This window comes from Methylocystis sp. JAN1 (genome assembly GCF_052186135.1).
Lineage (GTDB): Bacteria > Pseudomonadota > Alphaproteobacteria > Rhizobiales > Beijerinckiaceae > Methylocystis.
The window spans coordinates 176,392-193,887 of the sequence record NZ_CP181499.1 but is presented as its reverse complement, the minus strand read 5'-3'; the positions used below and the strand labels follow the sequence as shown (position 1 = coordinate 193,887).

Sequence of the window (17,496 nt, the reverse complement as noted above, 5' to 3'; positions counted from 1 at the left end):
AATGGGGACGTCGGGCATTCAAATTTCAAGCCTCGGCAGGGCGCCGCAATCCTCGCCGGGCGTTCTCCAGAACCAGCGAGGCCTTCGCCGAGTTCCCGGGCGAGGCCGACTGAACGGGAATTTTTGAAGCCGGTCTAAAGCGCTTTCGTGCTTTTGCGCGCGGCGAGCCCGGTTACGGTCGGATCGTAGTCGATCTCGTGAACGCCGCTCAGACCCAGATGCTCGGCAAGCTTCGCGCGCGCGCGGTTCAGGCGGCTCTTCACCGTGCCGACCGCGATGTTGCAGACCTGCGCGGCCTCCTCATAGGAAAGTTCGGTGATGCCGATCATCAGCAGGATCTCGCGATGCTCGGGCGCGAGCTTGTTCAGCGCTTTCTGCACGTCCTGCATGGTGACGTTGGATTCCTGCCCGCCTTTCACGGGGATCTGCTCGGCGAGGACGTTGTCGCTGTCCTGCACCTCGCGGGAGCGTTTGCGGTATTGCGAGAAATAGGTGTTGCGCAGGATGGTGACCAGCCATGCGCGGAAGTTGGTGCCCGGCTCGAAGCTGTCGGCGTGCGACCAGGCCTTCACAAGCGTATCCTGGACGAGGTCGTCGGCGACGCTATATGAGCCTGAGAGCGAGATGGCGAACGCCCGCAAATACGGGATCTGCGCCACCATCTGCTCTCCGAACGACGCGTCTGTCATTTTTTCTCGCGCTGTTTGGCTTCGAGCTGGGCCAGCAGCATCACGAATTTGTCCGGGATCGGCTGGTGCACCAGGTCATCGCAGAACGAGCGCAGGACACGCCCCAATTGTTCCTGAATGTGCGGCTCGAGAAAGGCGACTTCGGCCCCGTCGACTGGCTCTTCGTCCTGCCGGCGCGGCTCGGCCATTTCCGCCGCCGTCGGCGTCTTTCTTTCCTCTTGTTCGTTGCCCTGCGTCATCTATGGCCTCTAGACGCTCGTCAAAGACGACGATGTCCAATAAGCGCCCTCGCTCCAGGCGCCTCAGATAGGCAACCCGGTGGAGGCGCAAACGTTCCAGATTGAAGTTGTGGATTTCTATCCCGGCCCAACGTAATGCTCAACGGCAGCAGCTTTCCATCAAGACCGCAGGGTGTCGCCATGAACATCTCACGCGAGATCGCTCCGCATCTTCCGTATCTGCGCCGCTTCGCGCGCGCCCTGTGCGGGTCGCAGAAGAGCGGCGACGCCTATGTCGTCGCCACGCTCGAGGCGCTGGTCGCGGACATTGACGCCTTTCCGGCCAACATGTCCGCGAAGGTCGGGCTCTATCACCTGTTCATGGCCTCGTGGTCGTCCATCTCGCTCAATGTCGACGACAGGCCGGACGAAGACGACGAGACGCCGGCCGCGCAACGCAATGTCAGCCTGCTGACGCCGCGTTCGCGGCAGGCCTTCCTGCTGCGCACGGTGGAAGGTTTTTCGATCGAGGACGTGGCGGACATTCTCTCGGTCACTCCGGAGGAGGTCGAGGCGCTGATCGCGCAGGCCGGCCGCGAGATCGCCGAGCGGGTCGCCACCGAAGTCCTCATCATCGAGGACGAGGCGCTCATCGCTCAGGACATCGAGTTCATCGCCCGCGACCTCGGCCATCACGTCATCGGCATCGCCCGCACCCACAAGGAGGCGGTCGAACTCGCCAAGACCCGGCGGCCGGGCCTCATCCTCGCCGACATCCAGCTTGCGGACGGCAGCTCGGGCCTGAACGCCGTCAACGAGCTGCTGCAGACATTCGACTGCCCGGTGATCTTCATTACCGCTTTTCCGGAACGCCTGCTGACGGGCGAGCGGCCGGAGCCGGCCTTCCTGATCAGCAAGCCGTACAAGGTCGACACGGTCAAGGCGACGATCAGCCAGGCGCTGTTCTTCGAGCGCAAGGCGACGCGCGTCGCCTGAAGGCGACAGGCGAAGCGGCGGCGCCCGGCGCTCCGACGGCTGGAACAACGGCGGCGGGCGCGCGTTCTCGCGTAACGCTGGGGCCTGCCGAAGGAGACGGACATGACCATGAATGTCGCCGATTCCCGCGACACGGAGCGCGCGTCGCTCAATACGCCGAGCGATCTTTCCCCGGAAGCGACGGCGACGCTGGCCGAGCGGATCAACCGCCTCGTCGCGGACGCCTATGTGCTCTATCTCAAGACCAAGAACTTCCATTGGCATGTCAGCGGGCCGAATTTCCGCGACTTCCACGAGATGCTCGACGACCAGAGCTCGGACATTCTCGAGTCGATCGATCCGCTCGCCGAGCGCGTGCGCAAGCTGGGCCAGCCCACGCTGCGCTCGCTCTCGCAAATCCTCGAATTGACCTCGCTTCGAGAGAACGAGAAGGACTTCGTCTCGCCTTACGAGATGCTCGTCGAACTGATGAACGACAACATCGCCATCGCCAGGTCGATGCGCGAGGCGCATGGCGTCTGCGACGATTGGGAAGACGTCGCGACGGCGAGCCTGCTCGAGCAATATATCGACGCGACGGAGAAGCGCACCTGGTTCCTGTTCGAGGCGGCGCGCGCCGCGGATTCGGGCGGACACTGACATTCGGCAGCCTCTTGCCCCGGCGTCGCAAAGCCGCATAAGTTTCCGGCGAATGATTTGCGCCGAGGCGATCGCGCGCATGTCGCGAAAAACCGGCTTCCGCTTTTTCGCGGCGCGCGCCGGCGCAAGGCGCTGGAAAGGGCGGGATGGCGACCGAACCGGAGAAACTGATCGGCGCGGTGACGTCGCATTACACCGCGGCGCGCGGTTTTCTGTCGCGCGCCTCGGCCTTTGTCGCCAGGGTGACTTTCAGGATCCCGAAGGGCGCGACGCCCGGCGGGACGATCGACGAGCTCGGCAAGAGATGGGCGCTCAGCGAAGACGAGCGCCTCACGCTGCATATCCTCGTCCGCACCAAGCCGGGCGTCGCCTTTTTTGACGAGAAGATCCAGGCGATCAATCGCGCCGCCTTCCACCGTTCGGCCTTCGCGCTGAACGCCGCGACGCAGTTGCTCTTCGTGGACGTGGCGGCGCAGCTCTATGTGTCTCTGCCGCAGCTCAAACTTGCGCTTTTCGCCGCCAATGCCCTGCTCGCCTTCGTCGCGCATGGAGAGATGCGGGCGCTTTTCAAGGCCATGATCGCCGGCCCCAACGCTCTGCCGCCCAAACGCCGCTTCTTCGGCCTCTTCCCCAATCCGGAATATAACCGGGCGGTGAAGAAGCATTCGAAACACTACGCCCGCAGCGCCTGGAAAGAGAAATCGCTCTACCGGCCCGCCTATTTCATCGACGCGGCGTGCATCTTCCTTGGCGCGCAATTCGTCGTCGCGCCGGAAAAGATCATTTTTCCCTTCGGATTCATCGTCGCGAAAGCGACCGGGCTCTTCACCACGCTGGTGATGATCTTCAACATCTGGCGCGGCGTGCGCGCGGGCGAGGACGCCCGCGTGGCGCGGGAGCGGGAGATCGCCGTCTATCGCGACCTGGATATTTGAGGGCGCCGCGCCGCCATGCAGAATGCGCGGCAGAAATGCAGTTCGCGGCGCGTGGTCAGGCCGTCTCGATGCGCGCGAATCGCGCGCGCCGTTCAAGATTGATCGGCCGGCTCGAGCGGCGCGGAACGGTCCATCCCCCGCGCCGCTCAAGCGCGAATGCTGAAATCACGGCGCTTTTGGCGTCAACGCTCCGACTGGCCGCCGTCGCGGACTGCGAAATCGCGGAGGCGGCAAGCTCGCGGCCATTCGCTTCTGGCTTGCGCGGCATGAATTTTCCTCCCTCGCGCGCCTTTGCGCGTCAGACGATCCTAGCGTGTTTCGTGCCAGAACGCCCGCGGCATTTACCGGGAAGAACGGTGGGAAGGGAAGAGCCACGCGACGGCGCTTTTCATGGCGCCATCGTAACAGGCTTGCGCTTTTCAGATCCTGCCGAGCAGCGCAAGCACGATGACGACGGCGAGCACGGCGCCGACGGCGCCGCCGGGACCGTAGCCCCAGTCGGCGCTATAGCCCCAATTCGGCAGGGATCCGATGAGAAGAAGAATCAGGAGAAGGATCAGAATGGTCGAGAGCATGTCGATCTCCTTCGCGGCGCCGCTCGCCGGGTGCGTCAATGTGGTGCGTTGCAACTGGCGCGACGGTCCCCCAAGCTGGGGCATGATCCGCCCCCAAATCTCCAACGCCGTCGTCATGTCCGTCTTGTTTGCGGCCCTGGCGGGCGGCGCGACGCTGCTTATCGACGGCGGTCCAGCCTTGCATCGCGCCGCCGGCATTCAGAGATGCGCCGCGCCGGGCCTTGTCTTCCAGGCTGCCGGCGACTGATCGTCGCTATCCCGAGCACGTCCAGAGCCATTGGCCTGTACGGTCGTCCCAAAGCCAGCAGACGCCAGGATCGGGCCGGCCGTAAAGGCCGCTCCAGTCGCGATGCTGATAGCGCCAATGGCCGCCATAACGCTGGATATCGCCGAATTCTCTCCCGCCCTGCGCGAGAGCGGGAAGCGACGACGCGAGTATGGCCGCCGCGGAAAGGATCGTCACGAGCTTGCGCATGTTTTGCCTCCATCGAGGCGCGAACGCTGCGCGGAGCCGACGCCCGATGCGCTTTCCGCCCCGATCTGCCGATCTATCTGGGGGAGGCTGAGAGAGGAGCAAGTCCAATGGCGAGCAAGTCCGATTTTGCGTCCGTCGAATGGAAGAAGCTGGTTCAGGCGCCGCTGCTCGCTGGCTTCGCGGTGAGCGCGGCCGACCCGAGCGGCTTCATCGGCCTGTTACGCGAGGCCTTCGCGGCGGCGCATTCGCTTTCCGACGCGCGAGCGCAGGCGGGAGACGAGCTGATTCGCGCCGTCGCCGAGGAATTGGCGACCTCGACCGGACGCGCCGAAGCGCGCGAAGGGGTGCGAACGGTGGCGCAGGGCGCGCCGCTCGAGGAGATCAAGCGCCGGTCGCTCGACGCGCTGAAGGAAGCCGGAGCCTTGGTCGACGCCAAGGGCGGCGAACATGCGCGGCCCTTCAAGGAATGGCTTTTGCACATTTCGCGCGTCGTCGCCGAAGCCGGTCTCGAAGACACGTTTCTCGGTTTCGGCGGCATCCGGATGAGCGACAAGGAAAAGGCGACGCTGAGCGAAATATCGCACATGCTCGGGCTCGACGCGTCGTCGGCGGGCTCCGCCTGACGTAAAATTTTCCCCGCGCAAGCTCCCGATTTTCTTCGAGCCGCCGCTTGCCGCGGAGCGGCGCGGCCGCGCTTATCTCTCTCTCTGAGCCCGCACGCAAGACGGCGTTGTGCGGCGACGCACATCCGGCGCAAGGCCAACTCCTTAACAATTGGTTAACGCCAGAGGAGAAAGGTTATGCGAGCGGTCCTAGCCACCGGAGTTTTCACAGCCATCGCCATCGCGCTCTTCACGGAGGTGATGAACGTCGCGGTCACCGCGAGCGCCATGCAGCATGTCGCATCCTACAATTCGTGGATGGCGATGTAGTTTTTTGCGGTTATGGTCGGCGCCGCCCAGGCCTTGCGCGCAGGGGCGAATCGGAGCCGGCGACATGCGCAGAAGCCGTTTTTTATCGATATTCGTCGGCGTGGGCGCCGCCGGGCTTTCCGCAGTTGCTTCGGCCGGGACGCGCAAATGGCCGGACGGCTTTCTGACGCGCGTCGAGCTGCTCGCGCTCATCCAGACGCTGAACGCGTCCTTGCTGTCGAGCCGCAGCGCGACGGCGACGCTCGAAAAATGGTGTGCGGACCATCGCATGTCCCCGGAGCCGAAGATCGTCGCGCGGCGCGCGCCCGGCCTCGACAAGGCGCCCAGCCCCGAGACGAAGGAGCGCCTCGGCGTCGGCGCCGGCGAGACGGTGGCCTATCGGCGGGTCGCGCTGAGCTGCGGCGGCCATGTTCTCTCCGAGGCCGACAACTGGTACGTGCCCGGCCGGTTGACCGCGGCCATGAACCATGCGCTCGAGACGACGGAAACGCCTTTCGGCAAAGTCGTCGCGCCGCTCCATCCGTTTCGTCGCACCATCGAGACGAAGATGCGCTGGTCGCCGCTTCCCGAAGGCTGGGAGCTGGGCGCCGGCCCGCAATCCGGCGAGGAGGGCGCCGCCCTCGCGCTTCCGCGCGAGATCTTCGAACATACGGCCATACTTTACGGGGAAGATCGGAAGCCCTTCTCGGAGGTCCATGAGACCTATACGAGCGAGGCGCTGGATTTCGAGCCGGACGCGGCGAAGTGAAAAGAATTCGCGATCGGGGATTTTTGCAAAAAAAAGCCCTGATCTTGACGCTGTGCTACGTCGACGCCGCAGGCGAGCGGCGGTCGCGAGAGGCGGACTCATGACGGACCAGTGGTATTGCGCGGAAGACGGCAAGAGCGTCGGACCCCTGTCGACGCAGGAGGTGGCGAATCGCCTGGGCAAGGCCGGCGGAAAGCCCTATCTCGTCTGGTCGCCTGGCATGCCGGAGTGGGTCGACGCTCGCACGCTGTCGCAATTCGCGCTGCGCAAGCCGGCGCCTGCGGTCGAGCCCGCCAGGAAGCGATGGACGACCGAGGCGAAGCCGGGCGCGCTCGCCTCGCGCGCGCGTCATGAGCTGATCGCCTATCTCGCCGTCTCGGGCTACCTCATGGTCTGGTTCAGCGCCGTGATGTTCTACAAGGCCACGATCCTGCGCAGCGTCGGGATCGAATTCGCGCCGTTCGGCCTCGCGGTGGTGAAGGCGCTGATCCTGGGCAAGTTCATTCTCGTCCTCGAAGCGCTCAAATTCGGCGAACGCAAGGACAGGGGCGACATGCTCATCGTCCAGATTGTCAAGAAAGCGCTCCTCTTTACGGTCGCGCTCATCTTTCTTTCGATCGTCGAAGAGCTGATCGTCGGCCACTTCCACGGAAAGGCGGTGAGGGACATCCTGAGCGAAATCGGCGGAGGCACGCTGTCCCAGACCGTCGCGCTCGGCGTCCTGATGTTTCTCGTGCTCCTTCCCTATCTCGCCTTTCGGCGCCTTGCACAGGAGATGGGCGACCTTCCGGAGCTTCTCTTCGCGCGACGCGGTTTGAGTCGAAAGACCTAGCCCGCAAGTCTGCGCGTTTGGGCGAGGGCGTCGCGCCCGAAGGTCGGGCCTTGCGCGGATGGCGGACGGCGCCTTCGCCGTCGCGTTTCAGAGATATGCCTTTTCAGTCTGGCGGCCTGTGAGCGCATGGCGGCCTCGTCCTCATCGCAATGATGGACGGCCGCGATCATGCTTCGCGAGAATTGCCGGTTTCTATCGGAATTATCGAACAGCGGGGGGAACGCGCAAATTTTCCGGCAGGCGGCCGCAGCGGCGTTCGCCCCTCTATGGACAGCGAATGGCCTGTGAGCCTATGCTGATGAGACAGTTCAGATTTTTTGTATTCGGCAAGAGGTTCTCATGACCTATCGCATTTTGACGCTGGACGGCGGCGGAAGCTGGGCGTTGATCGAGGTCCATGCCCTGATCAGGATTTACGGCGAGAACGCAAGGGGCCATGACGTCCTGAAGGACTTCGACATGGTCGCCGCCAATTCCGGCGGAAGCCTCGTTCTCGCGGGGCTTGTCGAGAATCTGGGCCTGAATCAGATCCTGCAGTATTTTCTCGACGAACAAAAACGGCGCGCGCTGTTTTCGCCGACGAGCAGCGTCGTCGACCGGATTCTCAGCGGCCTTCTGAAAATCGGCCCCAAATACAGCGCCGCGGCGAAGCTGCCGGCCATTCGCAGCCTCCTCCCCGAAACCGGGGACCTGCGCATCGAGGGCATCGCGAAGGACATTCCCGGGCCGCGCCAGAAGCCTGTGCATCTCTTGATCGTGGGCTTCGATTACGACGTCAACCGCGCCGTCTTCTTCCGCTCCGCGCCGGCGCGGCGACCGGGCTGGGGCGACGGCCAGCCCTCCAAGGCCAGCCTCGCCAGCGCCGTGCACGCCTCGACCAACGCGCCCGTGAATTATTTCGACGCCCCTGCGACATGCCCGGAAGCGCCGGGGCGGCGCTTCTGGGACGGCGGCATTACAGGCTGCAACAATCCGGCGGCTGCCGCGGTCGTCGAGGCGATCGTGCTGGGCCAGAACCCGTCGGAGATCTGCGTGCTGTCGCTCGGCACGGCCAGCGTTTCCCTGCCGCTCCCTCCGCCTGGCGCGCCGGCGGGGCCGCTCGAGGCGCCGCGCGAGGAATCGAACGTGCTGAACGACCTGAAGAAGCTCGCAACCGCGATCCTGGACGATCCGCCGGACGCCGCGACCTTCATCGCCCATGCGATCACGGGCGCCGACCTGAAGCCCGAGGACCCGGTCAAGAGCCGCGTCGTGCGAATGAGCCCGCTCATCAGCCCCTTGCCCGCGCCCGGCGGCGGCTTGAAACCGCCGGCGCAGTGGAGCGTCGACCAGTTCAAATATCTCTGCGGCGTCGGCATGGACGCCGTCGACGCCTTGCAGGTGACCTATGTTCAGGACTATTGCCTCGCCTGGTTGGACGACCAGGCGCCGAACCAGCCGATCCGGCCCAGCGGCGCGACGTTCGACCCGATGCATCCTGAACTCGGCCAGCCGCTTTTCAGCGAGGCGCTGAAGGCGTGGCGGAAGCTGACGGCGGCGCCGGCCCTGGTCGCCGATGCGGGCGAACCGGGCGGCCTCGCGTAAGGCGAGGGCGCGCTCAGGCCGCCGGGGTCGTCTCCGCGTCGAAGGCGGCGTTTGGGTCGCCCGGCGCCGTCTCCCAGGCGACGCCGGGAATCGCCACGATGCGACGGCCCTGGCCGTCTTCCCGGCAAACGATCGCCTGGCGCTCCTCCATATAGGCGAGAAGGCGGCGTGCGCGCCGGGGCGACTGGCTGCCATAGGCGCGCGGGCGACCTCGGCGTCGGAGGGGCAGGGGCGGCCGTCGAAGGCCGCGCGCGCAAGGGAGAGGAAGACGCCCTGCGCGTCCTCGGGCAGGGCGTCGGCCATGGCCAGCACCTCGGCCCAAGGGGAGCCTTCGGTCTCCGCCTCCGCGAGGTCGATCCCCGCATGCGCCGCCGCCAGCCTCCGGCGGAAAGCCGCGAGGCTGAGCGGCTCCCCGAGCCGGCGGATTCGACAGCGCAGCAGAAAATCCTGGTAGAGGACGGCGGCGGCGCGGAAACCGGCGCCGCCCTCGCCCAGCAGGTCGCGGAGCGCCGCGTCGATCGCCGCCTGGCGCTGCTCCGGCGAGAGGCCGGGCGGCGGTTCGGCTCCGGGCGGCGGCCCCGGCGGCGCGCTGCGGGCGAGCTGGTCCAGCACGTCCGCCGTCGGCGCGATTGGCGGCGGCCGGCGCGGGGTGAACATCGCCTCTTCGTCGGCGCCCGGCGTGAAAAGGAGATCGAGCGCGTCTTCGGTCGCGAGCGGCTCGGGCAGCGGCGCCAGTCTCGGATTGGCGGAGCGCGCCGCGGTCTCGACGGGTCCAATCCGAACGGCGAGCGGGCGGCGCGACAGGGCGGGGCCCAGGGCGACGAAATTCCCGCTTTCCAGGTCGCGGAACATTTCCGCCTGCCGTCGCTCCATACCCAAAAGATCGGCGGCGCGCGCCATGTCGATGTCGAGAAAGGTGCGGCCCATGAGGAAATTCGACGCCTCGGCCGCCACGTTCTTGGCCAGCTTGGCGAGGCGCTGGGTCGCGATGACCCCGGCGAGGCCGCGCTTGCGACCGCGGCACATCAGATTTGTCATGGCGACGAGAGACGCCTTGCGCGCCTCGTCCGAGACCTCGCCGGCGGCGGCCGGGGCGAAAAGCTGCGCCTCATCAACGACGACGAGAAGCGGAAGCCAAAATTCCCGTTCGGCGTCGAAAAGCCCGCCGAGAAAGGCGGCGGCGGCCCGCATCTGCTGTTCGGCTTCGACCCCTTCGAGATTGAGCACCACTGAGACCCGGTGCTTGCGCACCCGCGCGGCGATGCGCTGGAGATCCGCCTCGCCGCGGTCGGCGTCCACGACGATATGGCCGTAGCGCTCCGCGAGGGTTACGAAATCGCCCTCCGGGTCGATCACCGCCTGCTGCACCCATGGCGCGCTCTGCTCCAGCAGGCGGCGCAGCAGATGCGACTTGCCGGAGCCCGAATTGCCCTGCACCAGCAGGCGGGTGGTGAGCAACTCCTCGAGATCCAGCAAGGCGGCGCCGGCGTCGGCGCGGGCCCCGAGATCAATGGAAACCTTCGCGGACGGCGTCATCGCGGCGTCCGCCGTGCCGTAGGCGGGCAAAACGTCATAGGTGAAATTCATATCGATTCCGGCGTCCCGTTCAACACGGCCGCGCTGCAATGCACAGGTCTTAATGGCGCTCCGGCGGCCGCTCGATCAGCTTTCGCGCCTCCTCGCGCATGCGTTCGCGCCCCTCGTCATGCAGATAAGGCATATGGCCGCCCGCGGTGACGACGAGGCGGACGCGATCGGCGTCGCCATAGGCCGGAAGCTGATCCAGCATCAGCTTTGTCGCGAAGTAAGGCGTCACCAGATCTGCGGCGCCGTGGAGGACGACCACCCGCAGCCTGGGGTCGAGGGCGAGGGCGTCTTTCAGATCGGACAGGACTTCCGCATGGGCGCGGCCGCCGGGGCCGTAATCCCACCGACGCGCGACCCGATCGTTCAGGATGAGATAGCGGGCGTCGCCAATGGGCCAAGCGAGCTTTTCCTGAACGAGCCGCGACATGGCCGCGCCGAGCGGCGCGCGCCATGCGTCCAGCACCGGATCCGGCCATTCGCTCGCCCGTGCAAAGGGGTCCGGATCATAACCTTCGACGCCGCCGTCATAGGCGCTCGCGACGCGCTGGCGCGCGCGCCCGCGCTCCCGTGCGAAGCTTCTCGCGTCGATGCGCGCGCCGAGTCGCGCGACGACTTGCGGATCGAGCGCCGTGAAGCGCGCGACGGTTTCGCTCATGCGCGCCAGCGTCTCCGCGTCCTTGGCGCCTTTGAGCAGGTCGACGACATAGCCGCCCGCGGCGTAGCCTTCGACGTCCGCCAAATCCTTACGGGCGCTCACGCCGCGCGCGACGGCCGCCATGCCCGGCAGCAGCGCCGCATAGGAGAGAAGATTGCGGCCGCCTCCGAGCCAGGCGAAGTCCAGCGCGGGCGAAACCAGAAATAGCCCGTCGACCCCGATATTCTCGCGCGCTCTCAACGGCTCGATCAACTTGACGGCGCGAAACCCGCCGTAGCTCTCGCCGACGATGTATTTTGGGGAAGAGAGGCGACCGCGCGCCGCGAGCCATTTGCGGATGACGACCGCAAGCGCCTCGGCGTCGCCGTCCGCAGAGAAGAAATGCTTCTCCACCTCGTCGTTGTCGGAGAGGATTTTGCCGTAGCCCGATCCGGGTGGATCGATGAGCACGAGATCGGCGAAGGCGAGCCAGCTCTCCGCATTGTCGACCAGGAGCGGCGGCGCGGAGGGCGAGGGCGCAGCCGTCGGAAAGCGCAGCCGCCACGGGGACAGCGCGCCGAGCCCGAGCCAGGCGGAAGCGGCGCCCGGCCCGCCGTTGAAAACGAAGGCGACCGGGCGGGTCGCCGCGTCGAGGCCCGTGCGTTCGTAGGAAACGTAGGCGACGTCCGCCTGCGGCGCGTCGGTCTTCGCGTCTCGAAGCCGGATCGCGCCGGCTCGCGCGGTAAAGGCGATCTTCTCGCCCTGCAACGCGATCGTGTGCGACGTGACCGCTTCCGCCGGCAGGCCGCGCGCCGCGGCCTGTTCTTCCCCGCTCTTCGGGTTCGGCGCCGGCGGTTCGGCGCGGCCGGCAATGGGCGCGCCGAGCGCAAGCGCAAGCGCCAGAGTCAAGACAGTCGGGGTGATACGCGCCATTTTGCATCCTCGCCGGAACATCGTCCATGCACCGTCCTGACGAATATAGCGCCTCGCGGAGGCGAGGCGCGGCTGCGGCGAATGAGGCCGACTTTCAAGGGCGGGCGGACAGGAACTTTCGCGCCCGCCGCCGGGTTGCTGCAACGCCAGATCCGGCGCGCCCGGTCGCGACAAAGGAGTGGGGCCATGGTTGCGGTGGAGAGTCTCTATCTTGCCGCGCTTCTCAGCGCGTTCATCGGCCTGATCGCGCTCTTCGTCCTGGCGGGACCGGCGGTGGCGCGTCCGGCGGCAACCAAGAACTTCCTCGTCGGCGTGATCGTAACCGCCGCGATTCTGTCAGTCGGCTCGCTCGTTCTTTACGCCATGAGCCCTCGTGCCGTGGCCCGCTCCGTCTATGGCGCGGAGCTCGCGCCGTCGATCCAGATCTGAAGGAGAGCAAACGAGAGGCGGGCAGGCTTGTTGCCTGAGCGCCAGCGCGTCCTAATTCTTGTGCGTAGGCTCCTGTGAGGTGACGGCGAATGATGGTCGCGCTTGTTATGGCCCTTGTCGTCGTGGCCTCGCTGCTCTTTCATTTTCTCAGCCCTTGGCGACCGACGCCAATCGCGTCGAACTGGGGATTCATCGACGACACGCTCGCTTTGACCTTCATCGTGACGACCTTCGGTTTCGTCGCGGTCGTCCTGTTCATGTCCTACTGCCTGTACAGGTTCCGCCACCAGCCCGGGCGGCGTTCGACCTACGAGCCGGAGAACAGAAGGCTCGAGCTTTTGCTTGGCGGCATAACGACCCTCGCCGTGATTCTCTTACTCGCGCCCGGGCTTGCCGTATGGGGGCGATTCATCACCCCGCCCGAGGGCGCGATGGAGGTCGAAGCGGTCGGCGCCCAGTGGAGCTGGAGCTTCCGCCTTCCGGGCGCCGACAACAAATTTGGCGCGACCGACGTCCGCTTCATCGATGCGAACAATGTTCTGGGCGTCAGTCCCGCCGATCCGCGCGGGCGCGACGACGTGATCGTCGCCAATGGCGAGCTGCATCTGCCGGAGGGCAGGCCGATCAAGGTGCTGCTGCGCTCGATTGACGTCCTGCACGATTTTTACGTGCCGCAAATTCGCGCCAAGATGGATCTCGTCCCGGGCATGGAAACCTATTTCTGGTTCACGCCGACCAAGACGGGCCAGTTCGACATTCTCTGCGTCGCTTATTGCGGCGTCGGCCATCCCCAGATGCGGGGCGCGCTCATCATCGATTCGGAGAACGATTTTCGCAATTGGCTGGCGGCGCAACAAACCTTTGCACAAATGAAAAAAGCCGAGGCATATTGAAGCGCGCGACAAGGGAGATCGACGAATGACCGATGTCTCGATCGAGGAGGATGGCGTTCCGTCCCAGGAAGTCGAGGACGTCGAACTGTATCACGCGACGTCGTGGCTGACGAAATACGTCTTTTCGCAGGACGCCAAGATCATCGCCATTCAATATGCCTGCACCGCCATAGCGGTCGGCGTCCTCGCGCTCGTCCTTTCCTGGCTGATCAGGCTGCAGCTCGCCTTTCCCGGCGCCATCCCGTTCCTTGACGCCAATGTCTATTATCAGGCCGTGACGATGCACGGCATGATCATGGTCGTCTACATGCTTACGGCGATCTTTCTCGGCGGCTTCGGCAATTATCTCATTCCGCTCATGATCGGCGCGCGGGACATGGTGTTTCCCTTCGTCAATATGCTCAGCTACTGGGTCTATCTGCTGGCCACGCTCATTCTCGTCGCGAGCTATTTCGTCCCCGGCGGCCCCACCGGCGCCGGCTGGACGCTCTATCCGCCGCAGGCGATCCTCACCGGAACGCCCGGCCATGAATGGGGCATCATCCTGATGCTCTCGTCGCTCATCCTTTTCATCGTCGGCTTCACCATGGGCGGCCTCAACTATGTCGTCACCGTGCTGCAGGCGCGCACGCGCGGCATGACGCTCATGCGCATGCCGCTGACCGTGTGGGGAATTTTCACCGCGGCGGTCATGGCGCTTCTCGCCTTTCCCGGCCTGTTCGTCGCCTGCGTGATGTTGCTTTTCGATCGCGTCCTGGGGACCAGCTTCTTCGTTCCCGCGATCGTCGAGATGGGGGAGCGCCGCGATTACAGCGGCGGCAGCCCCATTCTCTTCCAGCACCTCTTCTGGTTTTTCGGGCATCCCGAGGTCTACATCGTCGCCTTGCCGGCCTTCGGCATGGTCTCCGATCTCATCAGCGTCCACGCGCGCAAGAACATTTTCGGCTACCGCATGATGGTTTGGGCGATCCTCGCGATCGGCGTGCTGAGCATGGTCGTCTGGGGCCACCATATGTATGTGAGCGGCATGAACCCGCTTTTCGGCTTCTTCTTCGCCGTGACGACGCTCGCGATCGCCGTGCCGACGGCGCTGAAGGTCTATAATTGGGTGGTGACGCTCTGGCGGTCGGACATCCATTTCACGACGCCGATGCTGTTTGCGCTCGGATTTCTCGTCACCTTCGTCAATGGCGGGATCACCGGCCTCTATCTCGGCAACGTCATCGTCGACGTTCCCCTGTCGGCGACGCTTTTCGTCGTCGCGCATTTTCACATGGTCATGGGGGTCGCGCCCGTCCTGGTCATCTTCGGCGCCATCTATCACTGGTTCCCGAAGATCACCGGCCGCATGATGGACGAGCGTCTCGGCAAGCTCCATTTCTGGATCACTTTCCTCGGCGCCTACGCCATCTTCTTCCCCATGCACTATCTCGGGCTCCTCGGCGTGCCGCGCCGCTTCTACGAAATGGGCGACGCGTCCTTTGTGCCGCATTCGGTCGCGGAGCTGAATGTCTTCATGACGGCCATAGCGCTCGTCGTCGGTTTTTCACAGCTCATTTTCTTTTACAACGTCTTCAGAAGTCTGAAGCGCGGCGCGCTCGCGGGGGGCAATCCCTGGCGCGCCGCCTCGCTCGAATGGCAGACGCCCGAGACCCCGCCGGGCCACGGCAATTGGGGAGAAACTCTCCCGATCGTTTATCGGTGGCCCTACGGGTACAGCATCCCCGGCGCGCCCGACGATTTCGTGCCGCAAAACGCGCCGCCGCTTGTTGGAGAACATGCGACATGAGCATTATGGGCCTGTTCTTCATCTTCATTTTTTCAGTCGCGCTCGTCTATCTCTGGCGCGAAGGCGTGCTGGAGGCGCCGTGGCTGGAAGAGGGCGAGATCGCCGCCTTTCGCGGGAGGGGCGGTCGCCCTCCCAATGCGGCGAAAACCGGCCTCGTCGTCTTCCTCGGCGTCGCGCTGTGTCTCTTTTCGCTTCTCTACGCCGCCTTCCTGATGCGAATGGGGGCATATGATTGGCGATCTCCGCCATTGCCGCGCATCCTCTGGTTCAACACGGCCGCGCTCGTTGCATCGAGTTGCGCGCTGCAGGTCGCGAGCGCCGCCGCCAGGGACGCTGCCCGCGAGCGAATGAAATACGCCCTTCGGGCCGGCGTCGCCGCAAGCCTGCTTTTCCTGTTCGGGCAGTTCTGGGCGTGGCGTGAAATGGTCGTCGGCGGCTTTTACGCATCGCAGAATCCCGCCAACGCATTTTTCTTCCTGCTGACGGGCGCCCATGCGCTTCATCTCGCGGGCGGGCTTGTCGCGCTTTTCAGGACGAATTTTCGCGCTTTGCGGGAAGAGCCGGACGCGTCGCTTGCGGCGTCGGTGGAACTCTGCGCCGTATATTGGCATTTTCTCTTGGGCGTCTGGCTGCTTCTCTTCGCGTTGCTCGTGGGGTGGGCCGACAATCTCGGCGTCGTCTGCCGCCGTCTCCTTGTCTAGGGAAAGGATCGTCGCATGGCCCTCGACTTGGTTGGGCGCATGGCCAAGACCGAACCAAAACGACCCCGCGGCCTGACCGGCGTCGTCGCGGACTGGTCCTCGGATCAGCGTTCGTTCAAGAGCGCTTCCTGGGGCAAGGCGATGATGTGGATTTTCCTCGTCAGCGACACTTTCATCTTCAGTTGCTTTCTCATCTCCTACATGACGGTGCGCATGTCGACGACCGTCCCTTGGCCGAATGCGAGCGAAATCTTCGCGCTCGACATCGGCGGCAGGCAAATTCCGCTCATTCTGATCGCCATCATGACGTTCGACCTGATCACGAGTTCCGGCACGATGGCGATCGCGGTGAACTGCGCCTATGCGCGGGCGCGCAGGAAGGCGGCGCTGATGATGCTCGCGACGGCTTTCTTCGGCGCGACCTTTGTCGGCATGCAGGCGTTCGAGTGGACAAAGCTCATTCAAGAAGGGGTGCGGCCCTGGGGCAATCCCTTCGGCGCCGCGCAGTTCGGATCCTGCTTCTTCATGATCACCGGCTTTCACGGCTTCCATGTGACGATGGGCGTGATCTTCCTTCTGATCATCGCGCGCGCCGTCTGGCGCGGCGATTACGACAGGGAAAAGCCCGGCTTTTTCACGGGACGGAAAGGTCGCTACGAAATCGTCGAGATCATGGGGCTCTATTGGCACTTCGTGGATCTGGTCTGGGTTTTCATCTTCGCCTTCTTCTACCTTTGGTAAGGGCGGGTCTTTCGCGGGGTGTAAAAGGATGCAGGTCGCCAAAACAAAGACGAGCGCCGCGCATGGCGCAGCCGCGAGCGCGGGCGTTCACGGCCAGCAGCACCCGATCGCGCTTTATCTGCTGGTTTGGGTCCTGTTGTTTGTCTTGAGCGCCTGTTCCTATCTGGTCGATTATTTCAATTTCCAGGGCTATCTGCGATGGGGTTTGATCGTTCTGTTCATGTTGCTGAAGGCGGGGCTGATCGTGGCCGTCTTCATGCACATGGCGTGGGAGCGGCTCGCGCTCGTCGTCGCGATTCTCACGCCGCCGCTCGCCGTGCTCGTCTTCGTCGCGACGATGGCGCTTGAAGGGGATTACACCAAGCTCACCCGCGAGTCTTTCTTCGCATCGGCCGTCACGGCGCACGCCGGGACCCGTTAGATTACGCGACGATCAGGCGTCGCCGCGCGGGTTCGATCCGCTGCGAAAAAGCGGGAACCGGTTTTTCGCACGGAGCGCGCTCTCAACCTTTGGAATCGATCACATTGTCAGTTTAGGCGATTCCGCCCAAACGCAGCGTGATCTAGCGTACGATGAGAACCGGGCAGGTGGCGTGCCGGGCGATTGCGCTGGCGTTCGAGCCGATAAGAAAGCGATCCATGCCCGGCCGGTGCGAACATAGGACGATGAGATCGCTCCCCCAGCGCTCGGCTTCCGCAAGAATCGTTTGATAGATGGGGCCAAACAGCAGAGCCGTTGAAATGCGCGCCGCCGGGAGATCGATCTTGGCGGCGACGGCCGATAGTTCGCTTTCCAGACCCCGCCTGATGTTCTCGTTGAAGTCCTGAGGGAGGTAATCCAGAAGTTTGACGGGCGTCAGCGACTGCGCGTTAGCGAGCCTGATCTTCGAGTGAAAGGCTTTGGCGAGAGCTTCCGCGTAGGTGACCGCGCCTTCCGTCATTTGTGGCTCGGCAAGATCGATGGGGACAAGAATTCTCGTGAACATTGCCTTGGCTCCCGCGCGGCGAGCATTTGAGGCACACATATAGGGCGGCGTCGCAGGGGCTGGGATGCGACGGCGGGCGGCGGTCTCGTCGCTTCTTGCCGTGACGCCTGCCGCGATGACGTCAGCCTGACCAGCCTGCGCTCATGCCGACGCCAGGGCGTCCCGGCGCAGCCGGACGAT

At 64.7% G+C, this 17,496-nt stretch carries 21 protein-coding genes and 1 pseudogene; 15 read left to right on the top strand and 7 right to left on the bottom strand.

The genetic code is table 11. The features are described from left to right. Positions 1–134 precede the first annotated feature (134 nt). Together ACNHKD_RS00905 and ACNHKD_RS00900 are read right to left on the bottom strand one after the other, a co-directional pair. Complete coding sequence (locus tag ACNHKD_RS00905) at positions 135–689, bottom strand: sigma-70 family RNA polymerase sigma factor (RefSeq protein ID WP_424360681.1); 555 nt, start codon at positions 687–689, stop codon at positions 135–137. Further along, positions 686–928, bottom strand: coding sequence for a NepR family anti-sigma factor (locus tag ACNHKD_RS00900; RefSeq protein WP_442755254.1), 243 nt, complete (start codon positions 926–928; stop codon positions 686–688). The genes ACNHKD_RS00905 and ACNHKD_RS00900 overlap by 4 nt, the downstream gene beginning before the upstream one ends. Positions 929–1,108: 180 nt before the next feature. On the opposite strand from ACNHKD_RS00900, the gene ACNHKD_RS00895 reads away from it, so the two are divergent. From ACNHKD_RS00895 to ACNHKD_RS00885, 3 genes are all read left to right on the top strand, one after another. Continuing rightward, positions 1,109–1,903 carry a response regulator gene (locus ACNHKD_RS00895; RefSeq protein ID WP_442755253.1) on the top strand — a complete coding sequence of 265 codons (795 nt, stop codon included), beginning with the start codon at positions 1,109–1,111 and terminating at the stop codon, positions 1,901–1,903. Positions 1,904–2,005: 102 nt separating this feature from the next. Further along, complete coding sequence (locus ACNHKD_RS00890) at positions 2,006–2,542, top strand: Dps family protein (protein ID WP_442755252.1); 537 nt, start codon at positions 2,006–2,008, stop codon at positions 2,540–2,542. 146 nt (positions 2,543–2,688) lie between these two features. Then, complete coding sequence (locus tag ACNHKD_RS00885; protein ID WP_442755251.1) at positions 2,689–3,477, top strand: hypothetical protein; 789 nt, start codon at positions 2,689–2,691, stop codon at positions 3,475–3,477. Positions 3,478–3,896: 419 nt separating this feature from the next. On the opposite strand, the gene ACNHKD_RS00880 is transcribed toward ACNHKD_RS00885, so the two are convergent. Beyond that, entirely contained in the window at positions 3,897–4,052 is a 156-nt protein-coding gene (locus tag ACNHKD_RS00880) for a DUF3309 domain-containing protein (RefSeq protein WP_442755250.1), read from the bottom strand. On the opposite strand from ACNHKD_RS00880, the gene ACNHKD_RS00875 reads away from it, so the two are divergent. Then, a complete protein-coding gene (locus tag ACNHKD_RS00875) occupies positions 4,039–4,299 on the top strand; it encodes a hypothetical protein (RefSeq protein WP_442755249.1) in 261 nt (86 codons plus the stop codon). The two genes, ACNHKD_RS00880 and ACNHKD_RS00875, sit on opposite strands and share 14 nt — an antisense overlap. Before the next feature lie 6 nt (positions 4,300–4,305). Here the strand turns inward: ACNHKD_RS00875 and ACNHKD_RS00870 are convergent, their stop codons facing one another. Continuing rightward, the gene (locus tag ACNHKD_RS00870; protein ID WP_442755248.1) at positions 4,306–4,527 is read right to left on the bottom strand and encodes a hypothetical protein; all 222 of its coding nucleotides are present in this window, start codon (positions 4,525–4,527) and stop codon (positions 4,306–4,308) included. Positions 4,528–4,634: 107 nt separating this feature from the next. On the opposite strand from ACNHKD_RS00870, the gene ACNHKD_RS00865 reads away from it, so the two are divergent. The 5 genes from ACNHKD_RS00865 to ACNHKD_RS00845 all read left to right on the top strand — a co-directional run bounded on the left by ACNHKD_RS00865 (position 4,635) and on the right by ACNHKD_RS00845 (position 8,623). Continuing rightward, complete coding sequence (locus ACNHKD_RS00865; RefSeq protein ID WP_442755247.1) at positions 4,635–5,150, top strand: hypothetical protein; 516 nt, start codon at positions 4,635–4,637, stop codon at positions 5,148–5,150. A 177-nt stretch (positions 5,151–5,327) separates the two neighbouring features. Further along, positions 5,328–5,459 carry a hypothetical protein gene (locus tag ACNHKD_RS00860; RefSeq protein WP_442755246.1) on the top strand — a complete coding sequence of 44 codons (132 nt, stop codon included), beginning with the start codon at positions 5,328–5,330 and terminating at the stop codon, positions 5,457–5,459. Positions 5,460–5,523: 64 nt separating this feature from the next. Beyond that, the gene (locus tag ACNHKD_RS00855) at positions 5,524–6,207 is read left to right on the top strand and encodes a hypothetical protein (protein WP_442755245.1); all 684 of its coding nucleotides are present in this window, start codon (positions 5,524–5,526) and stop codon (positions 6,205–6,207) included. A gap of 100 nt (positions 6,208–6,307) precedes the next feature. Then, positions 6,308–7,039 (top strand): DUF4339 domain-containing protein, encoded by a 732-nt coding sequence (locus tag ACNHKD_RS00850; protein ID WP_442755244.1) that lies wholly within the window; start codon positions 6,308–6,310, stop codon positions 7,037–7,039. A 339-nt stretch (positions 7,040–7,378) separates the two neighbouring features. Further along, complete coding sequence (locus ACNHKD_RS00845) at positions 7,379–8,623, top strand: patatin-like phospholipase family protein (RefSeq protein WP_442755243.1); 1,245 nt, start codon at positions 7,379–7,381, stop codon at positions 8,621–8,623. 13 nt (positions 8,624–8,636) lie between these two features. Here ACNHKD_RS00845 and ACNHKD_RS00840 read toward each other — a convergent pair. Both ACNHKD_RS00840 and ACNHKD_RS00835 read right to left on the bottom strand, forming a co-directional pair. Next, positions 8,637–10,159 (bottom strand): annotated as a pseudogene (locus ACNHKD_RS00840) (helicase HerA domain-containing protein). 100 nt (positions 10,160–10,259) lie between these two features. Beyond that, a complete protein-coding gene (locus tag ACNHKD_RS00835; protein ID WP_442755242.1) occupies positions 10,260–11,777 on the bottom strand; it encodes a S10 family peptidase in 1,518 nt (505 codons plus the stop codon). Between the two features lie 186 nt (positions 11,778–11,963). On the opposite strand from ACNHKD_RS00835, the gene ACNHKD_RS00830 reads away from it, so the two are divergent. The 6 genes from ACNHKD_RS00830 (at position 11,964) to ACNHKD_RS00805 (ending at position 16,751) form a co-directional block, all read left to right on the top strand. Next, positions 11,964–12,206, top strand: a complete 243-nt coding sequence (locus tag ACNHKD_RS00830) for a hypothetical protein (protein WP_442755241.1) — start codon at positions 11,964–11,966, stop codon at positions 12,204–12,206. An 89-nt stretch (positions 12,207–12,295) separates the two neighbouring features. Further along, complete coding sequence (locus ACNHKD_RS00825) at positions 12,296–13,099, top strand: cytochrome c oxidase subunit II (RefSeq protein WP_442755240.1); 804 nt, start codon at positions 12,296–12,298, stop codon at positions 13,097–13,099. A 25-nt stretch (positions 13,100–13,124) separates the two neighbouring features. Then, the gene (locus tag ACNHKD_RS00820) at positions 13,125–14,888 is read left to right on the top strand and encodes a cytochrome c oxidase subunit I (protein WP_442755239.1); all 1,764 of its coding nucleotides are present in this window, start codon (positions 13,125–13,127) and stop codon (positions 14,886–14,888) included. Then, entirely contained in the window at positions 14,885–15,589 is a 705-nt protein-coding gene (locus ACNHKD_RS00815; protein WP_442755238.1) for a cytochrome c oxidase subunit 3, read from the top strand. The genes ACNHKD_RS00820 and ACNHKD_RS00815 overlap by 4 nt, the downstream gene beginning before the upstream one ends. A gap of 39 nt (positions 15,590–15,628) precedes the next feature. After that, positions 15,629–16,330, top strand: a complete 702-nt coding sequence (locus tag ACNHKD_RS00810) for a heme-copper oxidase subunit III family protein (RefSeq protein WP_442756804.1) — start codon at positions 15,629–15,631, stop codon at positions 16,328–16,330. Positions 16,331–16,358: 28 nt separating this feature from the next. After that, positions 16,359–16,751 carry a cytochrome C oxidase subunit IV family protein gene (locus ACNHKD_RS00805; RefSeq protein WP_442755237.1) on the top strand — a complete coding sequence of 131 codons (393 nt, stop codon included), beginning with the start codon at positions 16,359–16,361 and terminating at the stop codon, positions 16,749–16,751. A 142-nt stretch (positions 16,752–16,893) separates the two neighbouring features. On the opposite strand, the gene ACNHKD_RS00800 is transcribed toward ACNHKD_RS00805, so the two are convergent. Then, positions 16,894–17,316 (bottom strand): universal stress protein, encoded by a 423-nt coding sequence (locus ACNHKD_RS00800; RefSeq protein ID WP_442755236.1) that lies wholly within the window; start codon positions 17,314–17,316, stop codon positions 16,894–16,896. Positions 17,317–17,496: the final 180 nt, after the last annotated feature.